The sequence below is a fragment of the Saccharopolyspora soli genome (genome assembly GCF_022678645.1).
Lineage (GTDB): Bacteria > Actinomycetota > Actinomycetes > Mycobacteriales > Pseudonocardiaceae > Saccharopolyspora > Saccharopolyspora soli.
Genome location: NZ_JALBWV010000116.1, coordinates 1 through 14,526, shown reverse-complemented (window position 1 = coordinate 14,526; position 14,526 = coordinate 1). Strand labels below are relative to the sequence as shown.

15 protein-coding genes and 3 pseudogenes are annotated in these 14,526 nt (G+C 64.3%); 9 read left to right on the top strand and 9 right to left on the bottom strand.

Annotation, left to right across the window (positions count from 1 at the left end):
• The 4 genes and pseudogenes from MOQ72_RS42555 to MOQ72_RS42540 form a co-directional block, all read right to left on the bottom strand.
• Positions 1 to 275: pseudogene (locus tag MOQ72_RS42555) on the bottom strand (hypothetical protein); the annotation flags it as partial.
• Between the two features lie 178 nt (positions 276 to 453).
• A complete protein-coding gene (locus MOQ72_RS42550; RefSeq protein ID WP_242191709.1) occupies positions 454 to 1,491 on the bottom strand; it encodes a LacI family DNA-binding transcriptional regulator in 1,038 nt (345 codons plus the stop codon).
• 224 nt (positions 1,492 to 1,715) lie between these two features.
• Positions 1,716 to 2,057 (bottom strand): annotated as a pseudogene (locus MOQ72_RS42545) (transposase); the annotation flags it as partial.
• Between the two features lie 373 nt (positions 2,058 to 2,430).
• Positions 2,431 to 3,057: a cysteine hydrolase family protein gene (locus MOQ72_RS42540; RefSeq protein ID WP_242191707.1), complete on the bottom strand. Its 627-nt coding sequence runs from the start codon at positions 3,055 to 3,057 to the stop codon at positions 2,431 to 2,433.
• 65 nt (positions 3,058 to 3,122) lie between these two features.
• On the opposite strand from MOQ72_RS42540, the pseudogene MOQ72_RS42535 reads away from it, so the two are divergent.
• Positions 3,123 to 3,527: pseudogene (locus tag MOQ72_RS42535) on the top strand (transposase); the annotation flags it as partial.
• A gap of 1 nt (position 3,528) precedes the next feature.
• Here MOQ72_RS42535 and MOQ72_RS42530 read toward each other — a convergent pair.
• Both MOQ72_RS42530 and MOQ72_RS42525 read right to left on the bottom strand, forming a co-directional pair.
• Positions 3,529 to 4,578, bottom strand: coding sequence for an alpha/beta hydrolase (locus tag MOQ72_RS42530; protein WP_242191706.1), 1,050 nt, complete (start codon positions 4,576 to 4,578; stop codon positions 3,529 to 3,531).
• Between the two features lie 89 nt (positions 4,579 to 4,667).
• The gene (locus tag MOQ72_RS42525) at positions 4,668 to 5,267 is read right to left on the bottom strand and encodes a TetR/AcrR family transcriptional regulator (RefSeq protein ID WP_242191704.1); all 600 of its coding nucleotides are present in this window, start codon (positions 5,265 to 5,267) and stop codon (positions 4,668 to 4,670) included.
• Between the two features lie 312 nt (positions 5,268 to 5,579).
• On the opposite strand from MOQ72_RS42525, the gene MOQ72_RS42520 reads away from it, so the two are divergent.
• The 5 genes from MOQ72_RS42520 (at position 5,580) to MOQ72_RS42500 (ending at position 9,383) form a co-directional block, all read left to right on the top strand.
• Entirely contained in the window at positions 5,580 to 6,533 is a 954-nt protein-coding gene (locus MOQ72_RS42520; RefSeq protein WP_504981849.1) for a quinone oxidoreductase family protein, read from the top strand.
• A gap of 13 nt (positions 6,534 to 6,546) precedes the next feature.
• The gene (locus MOQ72_RS42515) at positions 6,547 to 6,981 is read left to right on the top strand and encodes a nuclear transport factor 2 family protein (protein WP_242191701.1); all 435 of its coding nucleotides are present in this window, start codon (positions 6,547 to 6,549) and stop codon (positions 6,979 to 6,981) included.
• 10 nt (positions 6,982 to 6,991) lie between these two features.
• On the top strand, positions 6,992 to 7,963 hold the full coding sequence (locus tag MOQ72_RS42510; protein WP_242191699.1) for an alpha/beta hydrolase: 972 nt from the start codon (positions 6,992 to 6,994) through the stop codon (positions 7,961 to 7,963).
• Positions 7,964 to 8,160: 197 nt separating this feature from the next.
• Positions 8,161 to 8,958 (top strand): SDR family NAD(P)-dependent oxidoreductase, encoded by a 798-nt coding sequence (locus MOQ72_RS42505; RefSeq protein ID WP_242191697.1) that lies wholly within the window; start codon positions 8,161 to 8,163, stop codon positions 8,956 to 8,958.
• Between the two features lie 95 nt (positions 8,959 to 9,053).
• Positions 9,054 to 9,383 (top strand): NAD(P)-binding domain-containing protein, encoded by a 330-nt coding sequence (locus MOQ72_RS42500; protein WP_308198066.1) that lies wholly within the window; start codon positions 9,054 to 9,056, stop codon positions 9,381 to 9,383.
• Here the strand turns inward: MOQ72_RS42500 and MOQ72_RS42495 are convergent.
• Positions 9,378 to 9,830 carry a GNAT family N-acetyltransferase gene (locus MOQ72_RS42495; protein WP_242191694.1) on the bottom strand — a complete coding sequence of 151 codons (453 nt, stop codon included), beginning with the start codon at positions 9,828 to 9,830 and terminating at the stop codon, positions 9,378 to 9,380. The two genes, MOQ72_RS42500 and MOQ72_RS42495, sit on opposite strands and share 6 nt — an antisense overlap.
• An 876-nt stretch (positions 9,831 to 10,706) precedes the next feature.
• On the opposite strand from MOQ72_RS42495, the gene MOQ72_RS45945 reads away from it, so the two are divergent.
• Positions 10,707 to 11,027, top strand: a complete 321-nt coding sequence (locus MOQ72_RS45945) for a DUF2267 domain-containing protein (RefSeq protein ID WP_372495647.1) — start codon at positions 10,707 to 10,709, stop codon at positions 11,025 to 11,027.
• Here the strand turns inward: MOQ72_RS45945 and MOQ72_RS42490 are convergent.
• The gene (locus MOQ72_RS42490; RefSeq protein ID WP_242191693.1) at positions 10,979 to 11,383 is read right to left on the bottom strand and encodes a hypothetical protein; all 405 of its coding nucleotides are present in this window, start codon (positions 11,381 to 11,383) and stop codon (positions 10,979 to 10,981) included. The two genes, MOQ72_RS45945 and MOQ72_RS42490, sit on opposite strands and share 49 nt — an antisense overlap.
• Positions 11,384 to 11,704: 321 nt before the next feature.
• On the opposite strand from MOQ72_RS42490, the gene MOQ72_RS42485 reads away from it, so the two are divergent.
• Both MOQ72_RS42485 and MOQ72_RS42480 read left to right on the top strand, forming a co-directional pair.
• On the top strand, positions 11,705 to 12,730 hold the full coding sequence (locus tag MOQ72_RS42485) for an LCP family protein (protein ID WP_242191692.1): 1,026 nt from the start codon (positions 11,705 to 11,707) through the stop codon (positions 12,728 to 12,730).
• A 32-nt stretch (positions 12,731 to 12,762) separates the two neighbouring features.
• The gene (locus MOQ72_RS42480; protein ID WP_242191691.1) at positions 12,763 to 13,107 is read left to right on the top strand and encodes a hypothetical protein; all 345 of its coding nucleotides are present in this window, start codon (positions 12,763 to 12,765) and stop codon (positions 13,105 to 13,107) included.
• 486 nt (positions 13,108 to 13,593) lie between these two features.
• On the opposite strand, the gene MOQ72_RS42475 is transcribed toward MOQ72_RS42480, so the two are convergent.
• The gene (locus MOQ72_RS42475; RefSeq protein ID WP_242191690.1) at positions 13,594 to 13,803 is read right to left on the bottom strand and encodes a hypothetical protein; all 210 of its coding nucleotides are present in this window, start codon (positions 13,801 to 13,803) and stop codon (positions 13,594 to 13,596) included.
• Positions 13,804 to 14,526: the final 723 nt, after the last annotated feature.

Below are 14,526 nucleotides of genomic sequence, written 5' to 3'. Positions count from 1 at the left end.
CCGCAGATCGCAACGTCGATCTCACCGGCCACCAGATCCTCCGGCGTCAGGCAGACCGGCAACTTCGCGAACGTCTGGATACCCGAAAACCCACCCTCACCCCGCCGATTGACATGGATCGGGCCCGGCTTGCGCCCCTCGTTGAAGTCATCGACCGCGCCGTGACCGTCCAGCCCTTCGCCCAATCGCCTGGGCTGCTCCCAGAACCCCTCCGGCCACAGATCATGGTGGTGGTGACCGTTGACGTGGTCGTGGTCATGGTCGCGTTGCGACATGTCGTCCCCGATCCCATGCCCGCCTGGCCCGCGAGCCGCCGGACGCAGCGTTTTCGGCTGTGCTGTAGGAGGGTGAACGTAGGAGCTGCCTAAACGTTTAGGCAATCGGATCGACGCATGGCAACGAGGTCTTTACCCAGGCGTCGAACGGCACTGGACCGGAAACCGATCCGAAACGTCATCTGGCCGTGCCGGTCGAGGCGCGGAAGGCGACCTCGGCGGGAACCGTCACCAACGAGCCAAGCCCCTCATCGGGGTTCTCGGTCTCGTCCAACAGCCAAATGAGGCGCCGCACGCAAGCCGCGCCCAGCGCCCGTGCGGGAAGCACGACCGAGGTCACCGCGAGCCGGTCAGGCTCCAGGGATTCGTCGTCACAGCAGGAGGCGAGTACCACGTCCCGTCCCGGTTGCTTGCCGAGTTCGCGCAAGGCGCCGGCCGCTCCCCGGATCTCGAACGCGGACGCGCCGAGAATGAAGTCGATGTCGGTCCATCGTCCGAGCTCGCCGGCGAGGCGCTCCTGTTGCGACTCGAGCGAGAAATCACCGAACGGGACCTCGAGCGACTGTTCGGGCAGTCCCTGCTCAGTGCACCATTCGGCGAACACCCTCCGGAGAAGGTTCCCCCAGCCGCTGTTCCTGTCCGGAGCGACGAGCAACGGCGACCGGACGCCGAGAGTCGCGACCCGACGGAGGATCTGGCGCACCGCCGGCTCGTGATCGACAGCGACGACCGCACACGGCGGCATGTCGTCGGGCAGTAGCTCGCCGGCCACGACGGGCAGACGGGACTCCATCAACTCGCGCGCACGGGTGTCGTCACTGATCGGATCGGTGACGATCACCCCGTCGACGCGCGGCGCGGTCGAGCGCGGCACCGCTGGGTTGGAGGAGAGTACGGCGAGGTCGTAGTCATGGGCCTGAGCGACTTTGATCGCCCCGGCGAGAAAATTGCGGAAGTACGGCCGGTCCAGGCTTTCCGCGGCGCTGCGGTGGTGGACACCGATGGCATGGGTGCGCCCCGTCCGGAGCCCCTTCGCGAGAGCATTTGCGACGTAACCGAGGTCGCCCGCGATGTCGACCACCTTGCGGCGGGTCTCCGGGGTCATCCGACCTCGCCCGGACAGCGCCTCGGAAGCCGTGGCGATGGAGACCTGTGCGGCCCGCGCCACGTCCTTGATCGTGACGGCACGTGACATCTCGCGTCGGCCGCTGGACATGGGACCGACTATAGAGGCTGTTTGGGATCTTGTTGGCCACCGGAGTCGGCACCAGCCGCGAGCAGTTGAGTCGATCCAACTGGCGGAGGGCGGTATTCGACCCTGCCGTATCTTGCCAGCACACGATCGGGTGAGGCACTTTCGTTCGCTCTGGTCGCCAATGCCGCACGGACGGTTCACTCCAGTGCGCATGCCCCAGACCCCGGCATCCGCGTGGTGGTAAGCCTATGTCTGCTTATGATGAGCGCGATTACGAGCTGATGCAGTGGGCGATCCAACGGACGGTTCTGCCAGATCTTGAGTTCCTCAACGACCTTGTCGGTGATCCGGCTGATCAAGTCCTTGGACACCTCGGTCTGGTAGATCTCGGCCAGATGCGCCTGGAGCTCACCGGTGGTCAATCCCTTGGCATACAACGAGATGATGGCCTCGTCAAAACCCTGGATGCGCCGGGAATGCTTCGGCACGATCTGCGGCTCGAAACTGCCGGTGCGGTCCCGGGGCACCTCGATCGGCGCCGGACCGACCTCGGTCTGCACCGCCTTCGGTGAACTGCCGTTGCGGTTGCACCAACAGGTCGGGCACACCAACATCGAGATCCATACCGCCGACGGCGTCGTGGACGGCCCCCGCCGCCGCGTTCGATTTCGTGATCCCGTCAAACTCGCGGGCTGTCTTGGTTGTGTGGTCACTGTCGGGTGATGGGGTGAGCCGCTGATCACAAACCTGCTGACCAGGCTGCATCTGCCGCTTCGGGAGCGGACACTGTGGCAGGTCTGTGTGTGTGAGACCGCTACCCACGCTGAGGAATTCCTGTCACCCGGATGTCGATGAGTTGGACTTGCGCAACTGAGTCGTCCCGTCGGCGGCGGGCACCGAGAATCGGCCGATGAGAAGGCCTCCGGTCAGCAGCATGGATGTACTCCCCTTTCCCCGATCTCAGGCCGGGGGTAGCTTCCCGAGCAGGTCGGCGGTGGTGAGGATGGCGTGCGCGAATGTGGGGCCGTTGAGATCGTGCGCGGCGTGCATCATTTCCGGCTCGTAAGCCGCGGTGGCGTCCCGCACAAGCGTCACGTGGTACCCGAGCTCCATCGCGAACCGGCCGGTGGACTCCACGCAGGTGTTGGCCAGCAGGCCAGCCACCACGACGTGTGAGATGCCGTGCTGCTTGAGCTGGAAGTCCAGGTCGGTGTTGGCGAACCCGCTCTGCGCCCAGTGTTCCTGGACGACGACATCGCCGTCTCGTGGTACGAAGTCGGGGTACCACTCGCCACCCCACGTTCCCCGTGCGAAGGTGCGCCGCGTCTGGATCAGCTGCTGCGTAGGGTTGGGGAACTCCCACTGCGCGTAGTCGCCCGATTCCCACCGCCGGTGCGGCACGACGAAGGTCCGCACGCCTACCGCGCGCACCGCCCGCGTTACCGCGCGTAGGTTGTCCAGCAGGTGCACTTCCTCCGCGACCGCCCGCACGAGCGGCCAGACCTTACCCCCCTCGGACAGAAAGTCGTTATAGGGGTCGACGAGGAGCAGCCCCGTCTTCGCCGCGTTGTAGCCACTGCCAGCCATGACAGCCTCCGAACCGAAATCTGGATTACGTAGAACGTCAAAACTATGACTGAGTATAATTTTTGGTGATAGACAACTCTGGCGGCTGTCACGCCACGCGGTCGCCGACAACTCCACCCCACCGCGATTGCCGAACTGGAGGCCCACGCGGTGGTGCGGGTTTGATCACAACGATCATGGACCGGGAACAGGCCAGCGCCGCGGAATTGGCCGACGCCTACAATCAGCGGTGGGAATTCGAGTCCAGCCTTGATGAAATTAAGACCCATCAACGCGGTCGGGGAAGCGTACTGCGCTCGAAATCCCCCGAAATGGTCGAGCAAGAAATATGGGCACTGCTGCTGATCCACTACGCAATCCGGCATCTCATGCACGAGGCAGCCGACCAAGCCGACATCGATCCCGACAGCCTGACCGGCCGCATACCTCGACGGACTGACCTGATCAGCGATGCAGCTGATCAGGTCCCGGTTATCTCGGGTCGGACAGAAGACGCTGAACGGCCTCCACGCGGTCGTCCATCATCCGTGCGCTGATCACGGTCCCGGGAACCGCGTGTGCGACATGGAACGCTCCCGCATAGTTGTGCAGGTCGGTGGGCACCCCAGCCTGAATCAAGGTCAGGGCGTAGTTCAGGCCCTCATCTCGAGTCGGGTCCACTTGATAGGACGTCACGAACGCCGGGGGCAGCCCGGCGGCATCGTCGGCGGTCGCGCGGCCCGGCGCCGCGTACAGCGGAACGTCGGATTCGCCAGGCTTCGCGGTTCCACGCAAGTAGTACTCCCAGCTGTAGGGGGAGTTCCGCGGTTGCCACACCGGTACGTCTACAAGAGTGCGGATGGAATGAGTCTGTAGCCGGTCATCGATCGTCGGCGCGTCAAGGAACTGAGCGATCAAGCGCGGTCCCTCGCGGTCGCGTGCCACCAGAGCCAGGCTCGCCGCGAGGCCACCACCGGCGCTTTCACCGAGGACCCCGATCCGGCTGGTGTCGACGCCCAGTTCCACCGCGGCGCTACTGGTAACCCATTCGAGCGCTGCGTACGCGTCGTTGAGCGCCGCCGGGTACGGGTTCTCCGGTGCCAGCCGATACGACACGGCCAGTACGGCGATGCTGGCCCGGTCGACGAGCATGCGCGCACGGTAGTCGATCATCTCGATCGAGCCCATCACGTAACCGCCACCGAACAGGTAGATCAGTGCCGCGACTGGCTCGCTCGCGTCGTCGGCGGGTGCGTACAGCCGACAGGGTACGTCGGGCTCTCCGCGAGTGCCGGGTATGGCTATGTCATGGACAAGTAGCTTCCGACTTGCGCCATATACCGGCAGCCGAGCCGCCGATTGGCGGACGGACTCGCGTGCCGATTCGAGGTTCGCGAGGTCCAATCGCGGGAAAGCGCCCGCCATGGCCGCGAGTTCCGCGACAAGGTAAGTGTCCATCGTCTGGCCCCGTATCGATTTGGTCGTCCGGCTGAGGTCGCTGTCGCCCGACGTGATCGTGATGACCGCGTCAGGGTGCCTCATGAGAACTGGACTCACAAGTCCAGTCGACGGTGACCAAGCTTCGCCATGGCGTGCGGATGTACAGGCGGTTCTGTTGCGGAGTGCGAGGTCTATGCCTGGATCGAGAAGCCGCGCAGTTCGTTGATGGCAGCGTCCAGTGCCGCTTCGAGGTACGCGACGTTGCCGGTGGCGAGCATGATCGACACTCCGCCTTGGATGCCGGCGATGATGCCGCGGGCGACCCGGTCCACGTCGATCGACCGGTCGACCAGGCCGGAGTCCTGCATTGAACGGATCCCCTTGGCGACGCCGCGCTCCCACTCCTCCACCAGCGATGCGGTGATCGCGCGAGCGGCCGGGGTGGACTGGCCGATTTCGGTCATGATCACCGCGAGCGGGCAGGTGCCGCCCTGTGATCGATACCGTTGCACGATGGCGTCGCGCCATGCCAGCCAATGCTCCCAGTTGGTGAGATCGCTCAGGAATGGCTGTTGGTCGTCCAGCATGCACGTGGCCTCGTGCTCGGCGACCGCGAGCAGAAGTTGTTCCTTCCCGCCGGGAAAGTAGTGAAACAGCTGGCTCTTGCTCGTGCCGGTCTTCGCCATGATGTGGTCGAGAGTGACGGCGACACCGTGCTGGCGCAGCTCATGTGCAGCGCCTTCGATGATGCGTGCGCGTGTGGCGGCGCCACGTGCGGTGAGAGTCGGCATGGCTACCCTTTCTGGACTTGCTGGTCCAGTTTCAGTGTGGCACCGTCGGATCCACAGGGAAAGAGAACGGGCGAAATCTCCTACGAGAATAACCGCACGGCCCCGTCAATACTAAGGTTTCGGCGTCCGGGTGGCGGCGTGTGTCCTGGCGGCACACGATTTCGTTCGTACGCAAATCAGGCATGCGATCAATGGCTGACAATTAAGTGAAACACATTTACGGCGCGACTCTGGCAGGCGTCCCCTTCATCGGCGAATCGACTTGCGTCGACTTTGCCGTCTAACTGGAAGAGAACTGTGGAAGCAATCGTTATGCGGTCATACGGCGGCCCCGACGTGCTGAGGTTGGAAGAGGTCGAACCGTCGGCCCCGGGCAGGGATGAGGTTTTGGTCGACGTCGTCGTCGCGGGCGTCAACTTCATGGATACCGGAACCCGATGGGGTTTCACCAAGGCCATGCACACTCTGCCGATGTCACCTGGGGTTGAAGGGGCGGGGCGGGTGTCCGCAGTTGGTGACGGCGTCACCGACGTCAAGGTGGGTGATCGTGTCGCGTGGTCCTTCGCTTGGGGAAGCTACGCGCAACAGGTCATCGTCCCGGCAGCGCAACTTGTGCCGGTACCGGACGATATCGACTTCGAGACGGCCGCCAGCGTGATGTTGCAAGGTCTCACCGCGCTGTCCCTCGTCCGTGACAGCCACCGGCTGGAGGCAGGTCAGACGGCGCTCATCCACGCGGCGGCCGGCGGGGTCGGGCTTCTGTTGACGCAGATCATCAAGATTCTCGGCGGTCAAGCCCTCGGTCGTGTTTCTAGGGAGGAGAAGTTCACCGTCGTGAAGTCGGCTGGTGCCGATGTGGTGATCGTCGCACCAGCCAGCAAATTCGGTGACGAGGTACTCAATGCCACCGACGGGCGAGGCGTCGACGTCGTCTACGACGGGACCGGCGGCGAAGGATTTTTCGACTCCATTCGCAGCCTGAACCATTATGGGGCCATGGTGATGTTCGGTCTTCCGGCTGGCCCTCCGCCCGAAATCAATGTGTTCACGCTGCCAAGAAATATCAGGATTACAGCCCCGTCCGTATTGCAGTCCGCGCTGGAGGGCGACCGTCTCGCGCGGTACTCGGCACAGCTCTTCGACTGGCTGCGTACAGGCCGTCTCGCTGTCCACGTCGGGCGCCGGTACCCCCTTTCCGATGCGGCCAAAGCCCACATCGACATCGAGTCCCGCCGGACTACAGGCAAACTCCTTCTGATACCTTGAAAAGTGAGGAAACATGACAGTCTCTTACGAGACCGCCGAAGCCATCCGTCAAAAGAAGGCCCAATACTGCCGCTTCGTCGACGAGCGGCGCTGGGAAGACATCAAGCCGTTGGTCGCGCCCCGCGTCGACTTCCTATTTCTGGCCCCAGATGGATCGACCATCGCTCACTTTGAGACTGTCGACGAATTCACTGAGCAGACCGGCAAGTTCCTCGACCGGGCACGCAGCAGTCATCGCGTGGCCAATTCTGAACTCCGCGAGATCTCCGAGACGCAGGTGGAAGCCATCTGGGCGATGGAGGACTACATCGTCTTTCCCGCGCGAGAAGATAACCCGACGCCGACAATGCACGGATATGGACACTACTATGAGGTATGGGAACTTTCGGACGGTGAATGGCGAATGAGCTCGTTGAAGCTTGTGCGTCAAATTATCGACGAGGCGTGAGGGGGTACCGATGACTTTGACATCCCCGCCGCCGTTTGATTCCGAACTGTCCGCGGTGCTGGCAGGTATGGCCGGTGCCGTGCCGCCCGCGGTCACGCCGGAGATGGTCCCCGCCCTGCACGAAGCCTTCCTCGCCGGTCTCCCTTCGGACGAGCAACTTGCGGGCGAGGGCGCCTTCGAAATCCATGAACGATTTGTGCCGGGTCCCCAAGATGCGCCTGATATCGCACTGTTCATTGCCAGTCCTGCCGGTCTGGTGGGACAGCGGCCCGTCGTTTATCACACGCACGGCGGCGGCATGATGATCGGCAACAACCGGTTGGGCCTCGGTGACCCGCTGGAGTGGGCGCTGGAGCTGGGACTGATCGTCGTGTCGGTGGAGTACCGGCTCGCACCGAAGCATCCATTTCCTGCGGCGATGGAGGATGTGTACGCGGGTCTGCTGTGGACGGCCGAACACGCCGAGGAGGTCGGCGGTGATCCTCACCGGATCGTCCTGGCTGGGGGAAGTGGCGGTGGCGGCCTCGCCGCGGCTCTGGCGCTCGTGGCACGCGACCACAAGGGACCTCGCCCTATCGGGCAGATTTTGATGGGGCCGATGCTGGATGACCGCGTCGACACAGTGTCAGCCCAGCAGATGGCCGGTATCGGGGTATGGGACCGCACTTCCAACGAAACCGCCTGGACAGCACTGCTCGGCGAAAAGCGGGGGAGTGCGGATGTGTCGCCGTACGCGGCCCCGGCACGAGCTGCGGATTTGTCCGGACTGCCACCCGCGCTTCTTGACGTCGGCTCGGTCGATACGCTCCGTGACGAAACCGTCACCTATGCGACTCGCATATGGCAGGCAGGAGGCCAGGCCGAGCTGCATGTATGGCCTGGCGGGTTCCACGGCTTCGATTTCTACGCCCCGCAGGCGGTTCTTTCGCAGGACGTCCGCGCGGCTCGGCTGCACTGGCTCCGCCGATTGTTGGGCGAATGACCACAGCCCGGATGGGAGATCAGGAAAAGGCGCAGGTGTGAACGCGGATTCCATCCCGCATTCGCTGCGGCCCCGCGCTGCTCGGCCGTCGGTCATCGACAAACGATCGTGATTGGACTTGCGAGTCCAATTTCTGACGAGCACTCTTCACGTCTGTCGGGAACACCTGTCATACGTGTGTGAAGGGAAACGAATCAATGGACTTTCAGCTCACCGGCAAACGGGCACTCGTCACCGGATCCAGCTCGGGCCTCGGCGAGGCTACCGCCAAACTCCTCGCCGCCGAAGGCGCCGAAGTCGTCATTCACGGCCGCGACGAAGCCAGGGCCGCGGCAGTGGCCAAAACCATCCGGGAAGCTGGCGGAGCAGCTACCCTCGCGATCGGCGGCCTCGACACCGACGCTGGAGCCGACGGGGTCGCGACTGCCGCACTCAGCGACGGGCCAGTCGACATCCTCGTGAACAACGTCGGTGTTTTCGACATGTCGATGGACTGGACCACCACCACCCCGGACCACTGGGCGGACATCTACAACGTGAACGTCATTTCGAGCGTTCGCCTGATCCAGCGGCTCGTGCCCACGATGCGCGAGCGCCGATGGGGCCGGGTCATCCAGATCGGCAGCGTCACCGGCCACCTGTCTTCGGCGCGTCAGCCTCACTACAACGCGACCAACGCCGCGCGTGACAACCTCGCGCAGTCCCTGGCCCGGGAGTTGCGGGAATCCGGCGTGACGTCCAACAGCGTGGCACCCGGAGGGCTGCTCACAGACGTCAACAAGGAAATGCTCATCGGATTCGGCAAAGCCAACAACATGGGCGAAACCTGGGAAGAGATCGAGCCCAACGTCACTCGCGCCCTGGCGCCCAACGACGTCGGCAGGATCGCCCGCCTCGACGAGGTCGCCGCTGCCGTGGCCTACCTGGCAAGCCCGGTCGCCGGCTACATCACCGGCGTCACCCTGCACATAGACGGCGGTTGGTACGCGCAGTGACCGCCGGTGAGTCAGCAGGGCCGGCGTTGTCCCGGCTGACCACGGGGGATCGAGCAAACGCACGTAACTGATGGTCCGCGTGCATCCCGGCCTGCATGCGATGTCACGCGAGAGTGGTCGCGGCGCGGTCAATCCGTGGCCCGCGGCAAGGCGAAGGTCGAAACATGGCAACGCTTGGGTTGATCGGCAGCGGATTCATCGGCGGCACTGTGGCCAGGCTGGCTGTAGGAGCAGGTCTTGACGTCGTGCTCAGCAACTCGCGTGGCCCGCAATCCCTGGCAGGACTCGTAGACGAACTTGGCCCGCAGGCGCGAGGACAACGCGAGACGCTGGCTCGGGTGGGTGCCTTTTGCGCTCGCCTTGCGCAATCAGCGCGAATGCGGGCGATCTCTGGGTCTTGCGCCTGCGGGCCCATCGCGTCATGACGGTCGGGGCAGGTCGATCTGGTATTTGATGAAGCCGTTGTAGCTGGCGACCTTGTCGTACAGGTGGCGCGCGGTCTGGTTCGACTCCTGGGTATTCCAGTAGACCCGGTAGCAGCCACGATGGCGGGCCCAGTCGGTCACCGCCTCGATCAGCGCTCGCCCTACGCCCATGCCGCGCACGTCCGGCGCTGTGAACAGGTCCTGCAGGTAGCAGAGATCGTTATCAGGCGCCGACGTACTGCCGTGGGTCAGGAAATGGGTGATGCCGACCAGCCGCCCGTCCAGCCGCGCCCCCAGAGCGTGCAGACGCGTGCCCACCTGGAACTCCTGCCAGGCCCGCTCGTACATCTCGTCGGGCTCGGTGCGCCGGTAGAAGTCGATGTACCCGCGAAACAGCTCCTCCCAGGTGGGCCTGTCGGACGGGAGGAGCTTGGCAACGCTGATCATGTGGTCCCTCCTAGAGGCGCCGGGCTGTAACACGGCCCGCTGTCGAGGTTTGGGAGCCCAGCCTAGGGACAACTGGCCCGCTCGAGTACGGCCACTTCGAGGGGAAAACGGAAGACCAATGCTGTTCGAAATCCGAGTGGCAGCCGCACAGCTGGACCGCGAGTACATCCGGGAGAAGACCTTGGAGGACGGCAGACCGCCGCCGCGAGGGCGCAACCACGGCGGGCGGCCGAAGGTCATCGACGAGAATTCCCTCCGCTCCGCCCTCGCGATGGAGGTGGCCCAGGCATTCCCGGCGGGGCACTGGATTCGGCTCGCACTGTCCACATCGTACTGGCCGCTGGCCTGGCCGCCGCCGGTGCAGCTGATCGTGCATCCGGACGCCAGCGAGCTGGAACTGCCGATCAGGCCGGCGGAGGAGGCCGACGAGCTGCCCACTCCGCTGTTCGCGGAGCCTGAAGGCGCGCCACCGGCGGCGGCAAGGCAGATTGCCCCCGGGCGAACAGCCGTGGTGGGTGAGCCGCGACCTGGTCGACTACCACTCCTCGCTGGAAATCGTCAAGGACCAGGGGTTGGTGCACTTCGATGCGATCGACCTGGACGTCGAACGGAATGCGACCGAGTTGTGCAGCTGAGTCGGTGAGTATTTCGGTTCGGTGTGGGGCGATATCGAGTGGACGATGCGGTTCGCCCGCGGCGACTGGTCGGTTCGCACCAGCATGCGGATTGCGCTGACCTCGACGGTGGACGAGTTCCGGCTGCACGCGGAATTTGGACGCTCACCTCGGCGATGAGCGCGTGTTCTCGAAGAACTGGGATCACCGCATCCCGTGCGATCACGTGTGATCGGGTGCTCGTGATGGGTACGAAACGTTCCTGGACGAGGTCGTCCGCCGGAGCGGCCTGGCCGGTCGGCGGGTGGCGGACGACGTCGTGCAGGCGACGGTGCAGACGCTGGCGCGGTGCACGCCCGCCGAACCCGTCGCCGCGCTGGCCGCATGCTTATCGTCGGAACTCTCCGAACACCTGCGGGCGGCGCCGGAGCATCGCCGGGCTGTGGGGGTACTGAGCCGCAACCAGCGATATCTCCGGAGCCCAACACCGCAGGCTCGGCCGCGACTACGCTGCGTGGAGACTGGATGTCTCGATCAGCGGCGTCGGATCGCTTTGATGACGAGCTGCCCGACGACGAGGTAGACCAGGGCGGCCAGGCCGTAGTTCAGGACGACTCCCAGCAGTGCGTCGTCGGGGGTGAAGACGTCACCCAGTCCCAGCACGAGCGTCTTGGCCAGCAGGTAAACGAAGGATACGAATTCGTTTCCTTGATTGGCATCGAAAATGACAAAAAGGACATGCAGGGTGAAAACAGTGACAACCAGACCGACAACGACACGAATAATGTTTGCAACGTTATCGGCCCCATCGTCGTGGCGTCTGCGCTCGTAAGGATCACCTTCATAATAGCCATCTTGTTGCTGATAGTGACCGTGATTGTGTGGCGGGTAAGGATTGTGACCATGGGGCTGGTGGCCATGAGACTGGTGGTAACTCATGGCGGCCGATTGTGATGACGAGCGCCCCGAGGAAACAATCCCGCGGCTGTGCCTCCAGGCGAGACGAACGCCACGCGTTACCCTTTCCAGAACACGAATAGTAGTCGGAAAACGCGACAACCAGCAAGTTTTCTAGTTTCTTTCGTACAACAAACAGAAATTCCGCTAATTTAGTTATCTCGACGTGATCGCCGTGTATCCGCATCGTTGTCCGCCCGTGTGGAATGAGTCCTATTTCGTCGCGCGGGGCCGTGTCATGCTTGCCCGCCGCATGGTCGGGGATTCGGAACTTGTGCAGCGACGAGAATTTCGGGTGACGAGATGACTTATACGCAGCAAGAACGTCCTTATGCACAGCCGCGCCCCCCTGCTCGGCGCAGACGACTCGGGCGCACGATCCTCGTCGTGTTCGTGGTGCTCCTGCTGGCTCTGATCGGATTCCTGGCCTACGTCGATTACTCGCTGAAGCGGGAGAACGCACTGCCGACCGACGGGGAGCGTCCCGCGGACGGACCGGGCACGAACTGGCTCTTGGTGGGTTCGGATAGCCGCGAGGGTCTGGACGCCGAACGGCAGGCCGAACTCGGCACCGGCGACACCGCGGGACGCCGTACCGACACGGTGATGCTCGTGCACATCCCGGAGGGTGATGGCAAGCCGACCATGGTGAGCTTGCCGCGCGACTCCTATGTGTCGATTCCCGGGCGGGGCAAGGACAAGCTCAATGCTGCGTTCGCCTACGGCGGCCCGCAGCTGCTGGCCCAGACTGTCGAGGCCTCGACCGGGGTGCACATCGATCACTACGCCGAGATCGGCCTCGGGGGCTTCGCGGACATGACCGACGCCATCGGCGGGGTGGATCTGTGCGTCAAGGAACCGATGCAGGACCCGAAGGCCAACCTTGATCTCCAGGCGGGTTGCCAGGCCCTCGACGGCCCGCAGGCGCTGGGCTACGTGCGCACCCGGGCCTCCGCTCGCGGGGACCTCGACCGCGTCGAGCGGCAGCGGGAATTCCTCGCCGCACTGACCGAAAAGGCATCCAGCCCCGAGGTCTACCTCAACCCGTTCCGGCTGTTCCCCTTGATCCTCAACACCTCCGGCGCGTTCCTGGTCGGCCAGGATGACCACGTCTGGCACCTGGGCAGCCTTGCGTTCGCGATGAACGGCATCGCCTCCGGACAGGGCGTGACCACCACCGTGCCGTTCGGCAGCTTCGCCGAAACCGATGACGGCGCCTCGGTGGTCCGGTGGGACCAGGACAAAGCCGAGACCCTGTTCCAGGCCCTGGCCACCGACCAACCGGTCCCGCAGGAAGTCATCACCACCGCTACCTCGATGGGCGGCTGACCCGACGGGCAGGAGTGGGAGGCGTACACGACATGGGCGAGTGGAAGCAGGGTTCTGTTGGCGATGAGGTCGAGCAGGCGGTGCGTGCCTACGAGGCCGCACTTGCCGAGGCCGACGTGATCGGACGCCACGTGCACCCAGACGAGGAGCCGGATCGCCTCCGCGAACTGCGGATGCAGGTGATCCGGACTGCCGAGGCACTGCCGATCATGTGCTGGCCGCGGGACAGGTGCGGACATTGCCGCGGCGAACGTGAAGTCGCCGCCGTCCACGCCCAGCGCGCCCCCGGACATCCTCCGCAGTTCGTCACCGGCCGACGGCTCTGCCCGCAGTGCTGGGGTGCAGGCGTGACCTTGAATCTGCAATCCCAGACGTAGCGGCACCACCTCGAAAGACGTTCAAGTGCAGTAGCCGTAGCAACGATGGAGCGGGACGAGCTGGTGCTGCGCCGTGAGTACAGCTCACAGAGCTCGAAGGCGGCGTATTACGAGTTGACTCCTGTAATCCAAGGGTTCCTGGAAGCACTTGTCCCGTGTTCGAGTGGGCCGAGACGCATCGGCGGTTGATCGACCGAGTCCACCAATGTCGTCAGGATCCTGGCAAAGACTACGAGGCATTCGCCTGAACTGGCGATCAACTCGCAGTTGCGCGGCGGCCCTCTCGCGCTTGCGACGCAGTCCATGCGCAACTGCAGCCACCGCAACCGATTGCGCGACCGCAGTCCGGTTGCTGAAGCGGCACTTCCGACGTCCTAGTCGGGGCAAGCGTGTTGACTGGTGGCTCGTAGCGGGCGGCCAGGGGAGCGCCGAGCACACAGACGCTCTCACCTGGGGCTACGATGTCGTCGGTAGAGTTCTGGCGCATCATCGGCGCACCTCGACCAGGTCGGTGTGGCCACGCAGTTCGTGGAGGGTGGCGTGGTGGCGGTTGTCTGGCGTATGCCAGCTGCCTTGGCCGTTGGGCACCCACACCCGGCAGGCATCGTCGCGCAGCCAGGTTGTGCTCGATGGCGGCTGCTGGCTGGGCCGGTCTCTCCCGGCGAGCCAAACACGCGGGCGATCGATCGGTAGCATTGGTGTTTCCCTCGTGGAGTGGGCCCGGCGGCGGTGATCTGTGGTGGAGAAGCGCCGACCGGGCGTCTGTTCAGGCGGTCCGGCTGGACCCGGCAGCCCGGTGACCGGGCTTGATCATCGGGAGCACCGCGCCCAGCCGGATGCGCGGATGTGCTCAGGACAGGGACCGACGTGGTCTGCTGGGAACGCGGGCAGGTCAGAGGCCTTGGCACGAGTTCGCGGTTGTCCCGCGAGAGCCAAGGACCTGCAACGGGGTTTCGCCGGGCGCCGCCCCTGCTCTTGCCTGTTGTTGGCGTCATTTCGGCTCTCCTCAACGACCCGATCGACCGCGTTGATGCACGTTGTGATTCGCTAACCAGGCTCGCGCACGCGCCGCGCCGAGTCGTCACCGTCAACGACCATTTCCGTTACCGGCTGGCTGGTAGCCGCTGCTTGCTGGCTTGTCGACAAGGTCGACAGCGCGAAGCGCTGACCAAGGCATTAGCAGCTAGCAGGTATGCAAGGGACCCGGCTAACGGTCAACCCAGATGGGCGTTACCCGTGCTGACATGACCGTGCTGCGACGGAATTCTTGCAGTCGTGGATGTTCTCAACTCGCTGAGAGAGGTCGTCCCGGTCCGCCTGACGAGTCGAAAGCTGGTCGCTTTGGCCTATGTGGTGCTGAACGTGGCCACCAGCAGGGATCATCCGAACAACTCCTTCTACGGCTTGGCCATCGGATTC

Bases quoted from the DNA above. Each gene is read 5' to 3' on its own strand.
- MOQ72_RS42550 (WP_242191709.1), bottom strand. From the start codon at position 1,491: ATGTCCAGCGGCCGACGCGAGATGTCACGTGCCGTCACGATCAAGGAC.
- MOQ72_RS42540 (WP_242191707.1), bottom strand. From the start codon at position 3,057: ATGGCTGGCAGTGGCTACAACGCGGCGAAGACGGGGCTGCTCCTCGTC.
- MOQ72_RS42530 (WP_242191706.1), bottom strand. From the start codon at position 4,578: ATGAGGCACCCTGACGCGGTCATCACGATCACGTCGGGCGACAGCGAC.
- MOQ72_RS42525 (WP_242191704.1), bottom strand. From the start codon at position 5,267: ATGCCGACTCTCACCGCACGTGGCGCCGCCACACGCGCACGCATCATC.
- MOQ72_RS42520 (WP_504981849.1), top strand. From the start codon at position 5,580: ATGCGGTCATACGGCGGCCCCGACGTGCTGAGGTTGGAAGAGGTCGAA.
- MOQ72_RS42515 (WP_242191701.1), top strand. From the start codon at position 6,547: ATGACAGTCTCTTACGAGACCGCCGAAGCCATCCGTCAAAAGAAGGCC.
- MOQ72_RS42510 (WP_242191699.1), top strand. From the start codon at position 6,992: ATGACTTTGACATCCCCGCCGCCGTTTGATTCCGAACTGTCCGCGGTG.
- MOQ72_RS42505 (WP_242191697.1), top strand. From the start codon at position 8,161: ATGGACTTTCAGCTCACCGGCAAACGGGCACTCGTCACCGGATCCAGC.
- MOQ72_RS42500 (WP_308198066.1), top strand. From the start codon at position 9,054: ATGCGATGTCACGCGAGAGTGGTCGCGGCGCGGTCAATCCGTGGCCCG.
- MOQ72_RS42495 (WP_242191694.1), bottom strand. From the start codon at position 9,830: ATGATCAGCGTTGCCAAGCTCCTCCCGTCCGACAGGCCCACCTGGGAG.
- MOQ72_RS42490 (WP_242191693.1), bottom strand. From the start codon at position 11,383: ATGAGTTACCACCAGTCTCATGGCCACCAGCCCCATGGTCACAATCCT.
- MOQ72_RS42485 (WP_242191692.1), top strand. From the start codon at position 11,705: ATGACTTATACGCAGCAAGAACGTCCTTATGCACAGCCGCGCCCCCCT.
- MOQ72_RS42480 (WP_242191691.1), top strand. From the start codon at position 12,763: ATGGGCGAGTGGAAGCAGGGTTCTGTTGGCGATGAGGTCGAGCAGGCG.
- MOQ72_RS42475 (WP_242191690.1), bottom strand. From the start codon at position 13,803: ATGCTACCGATCGATCGCCCGCGTGTTTGGCTCGCCGGGAGAGACCGG.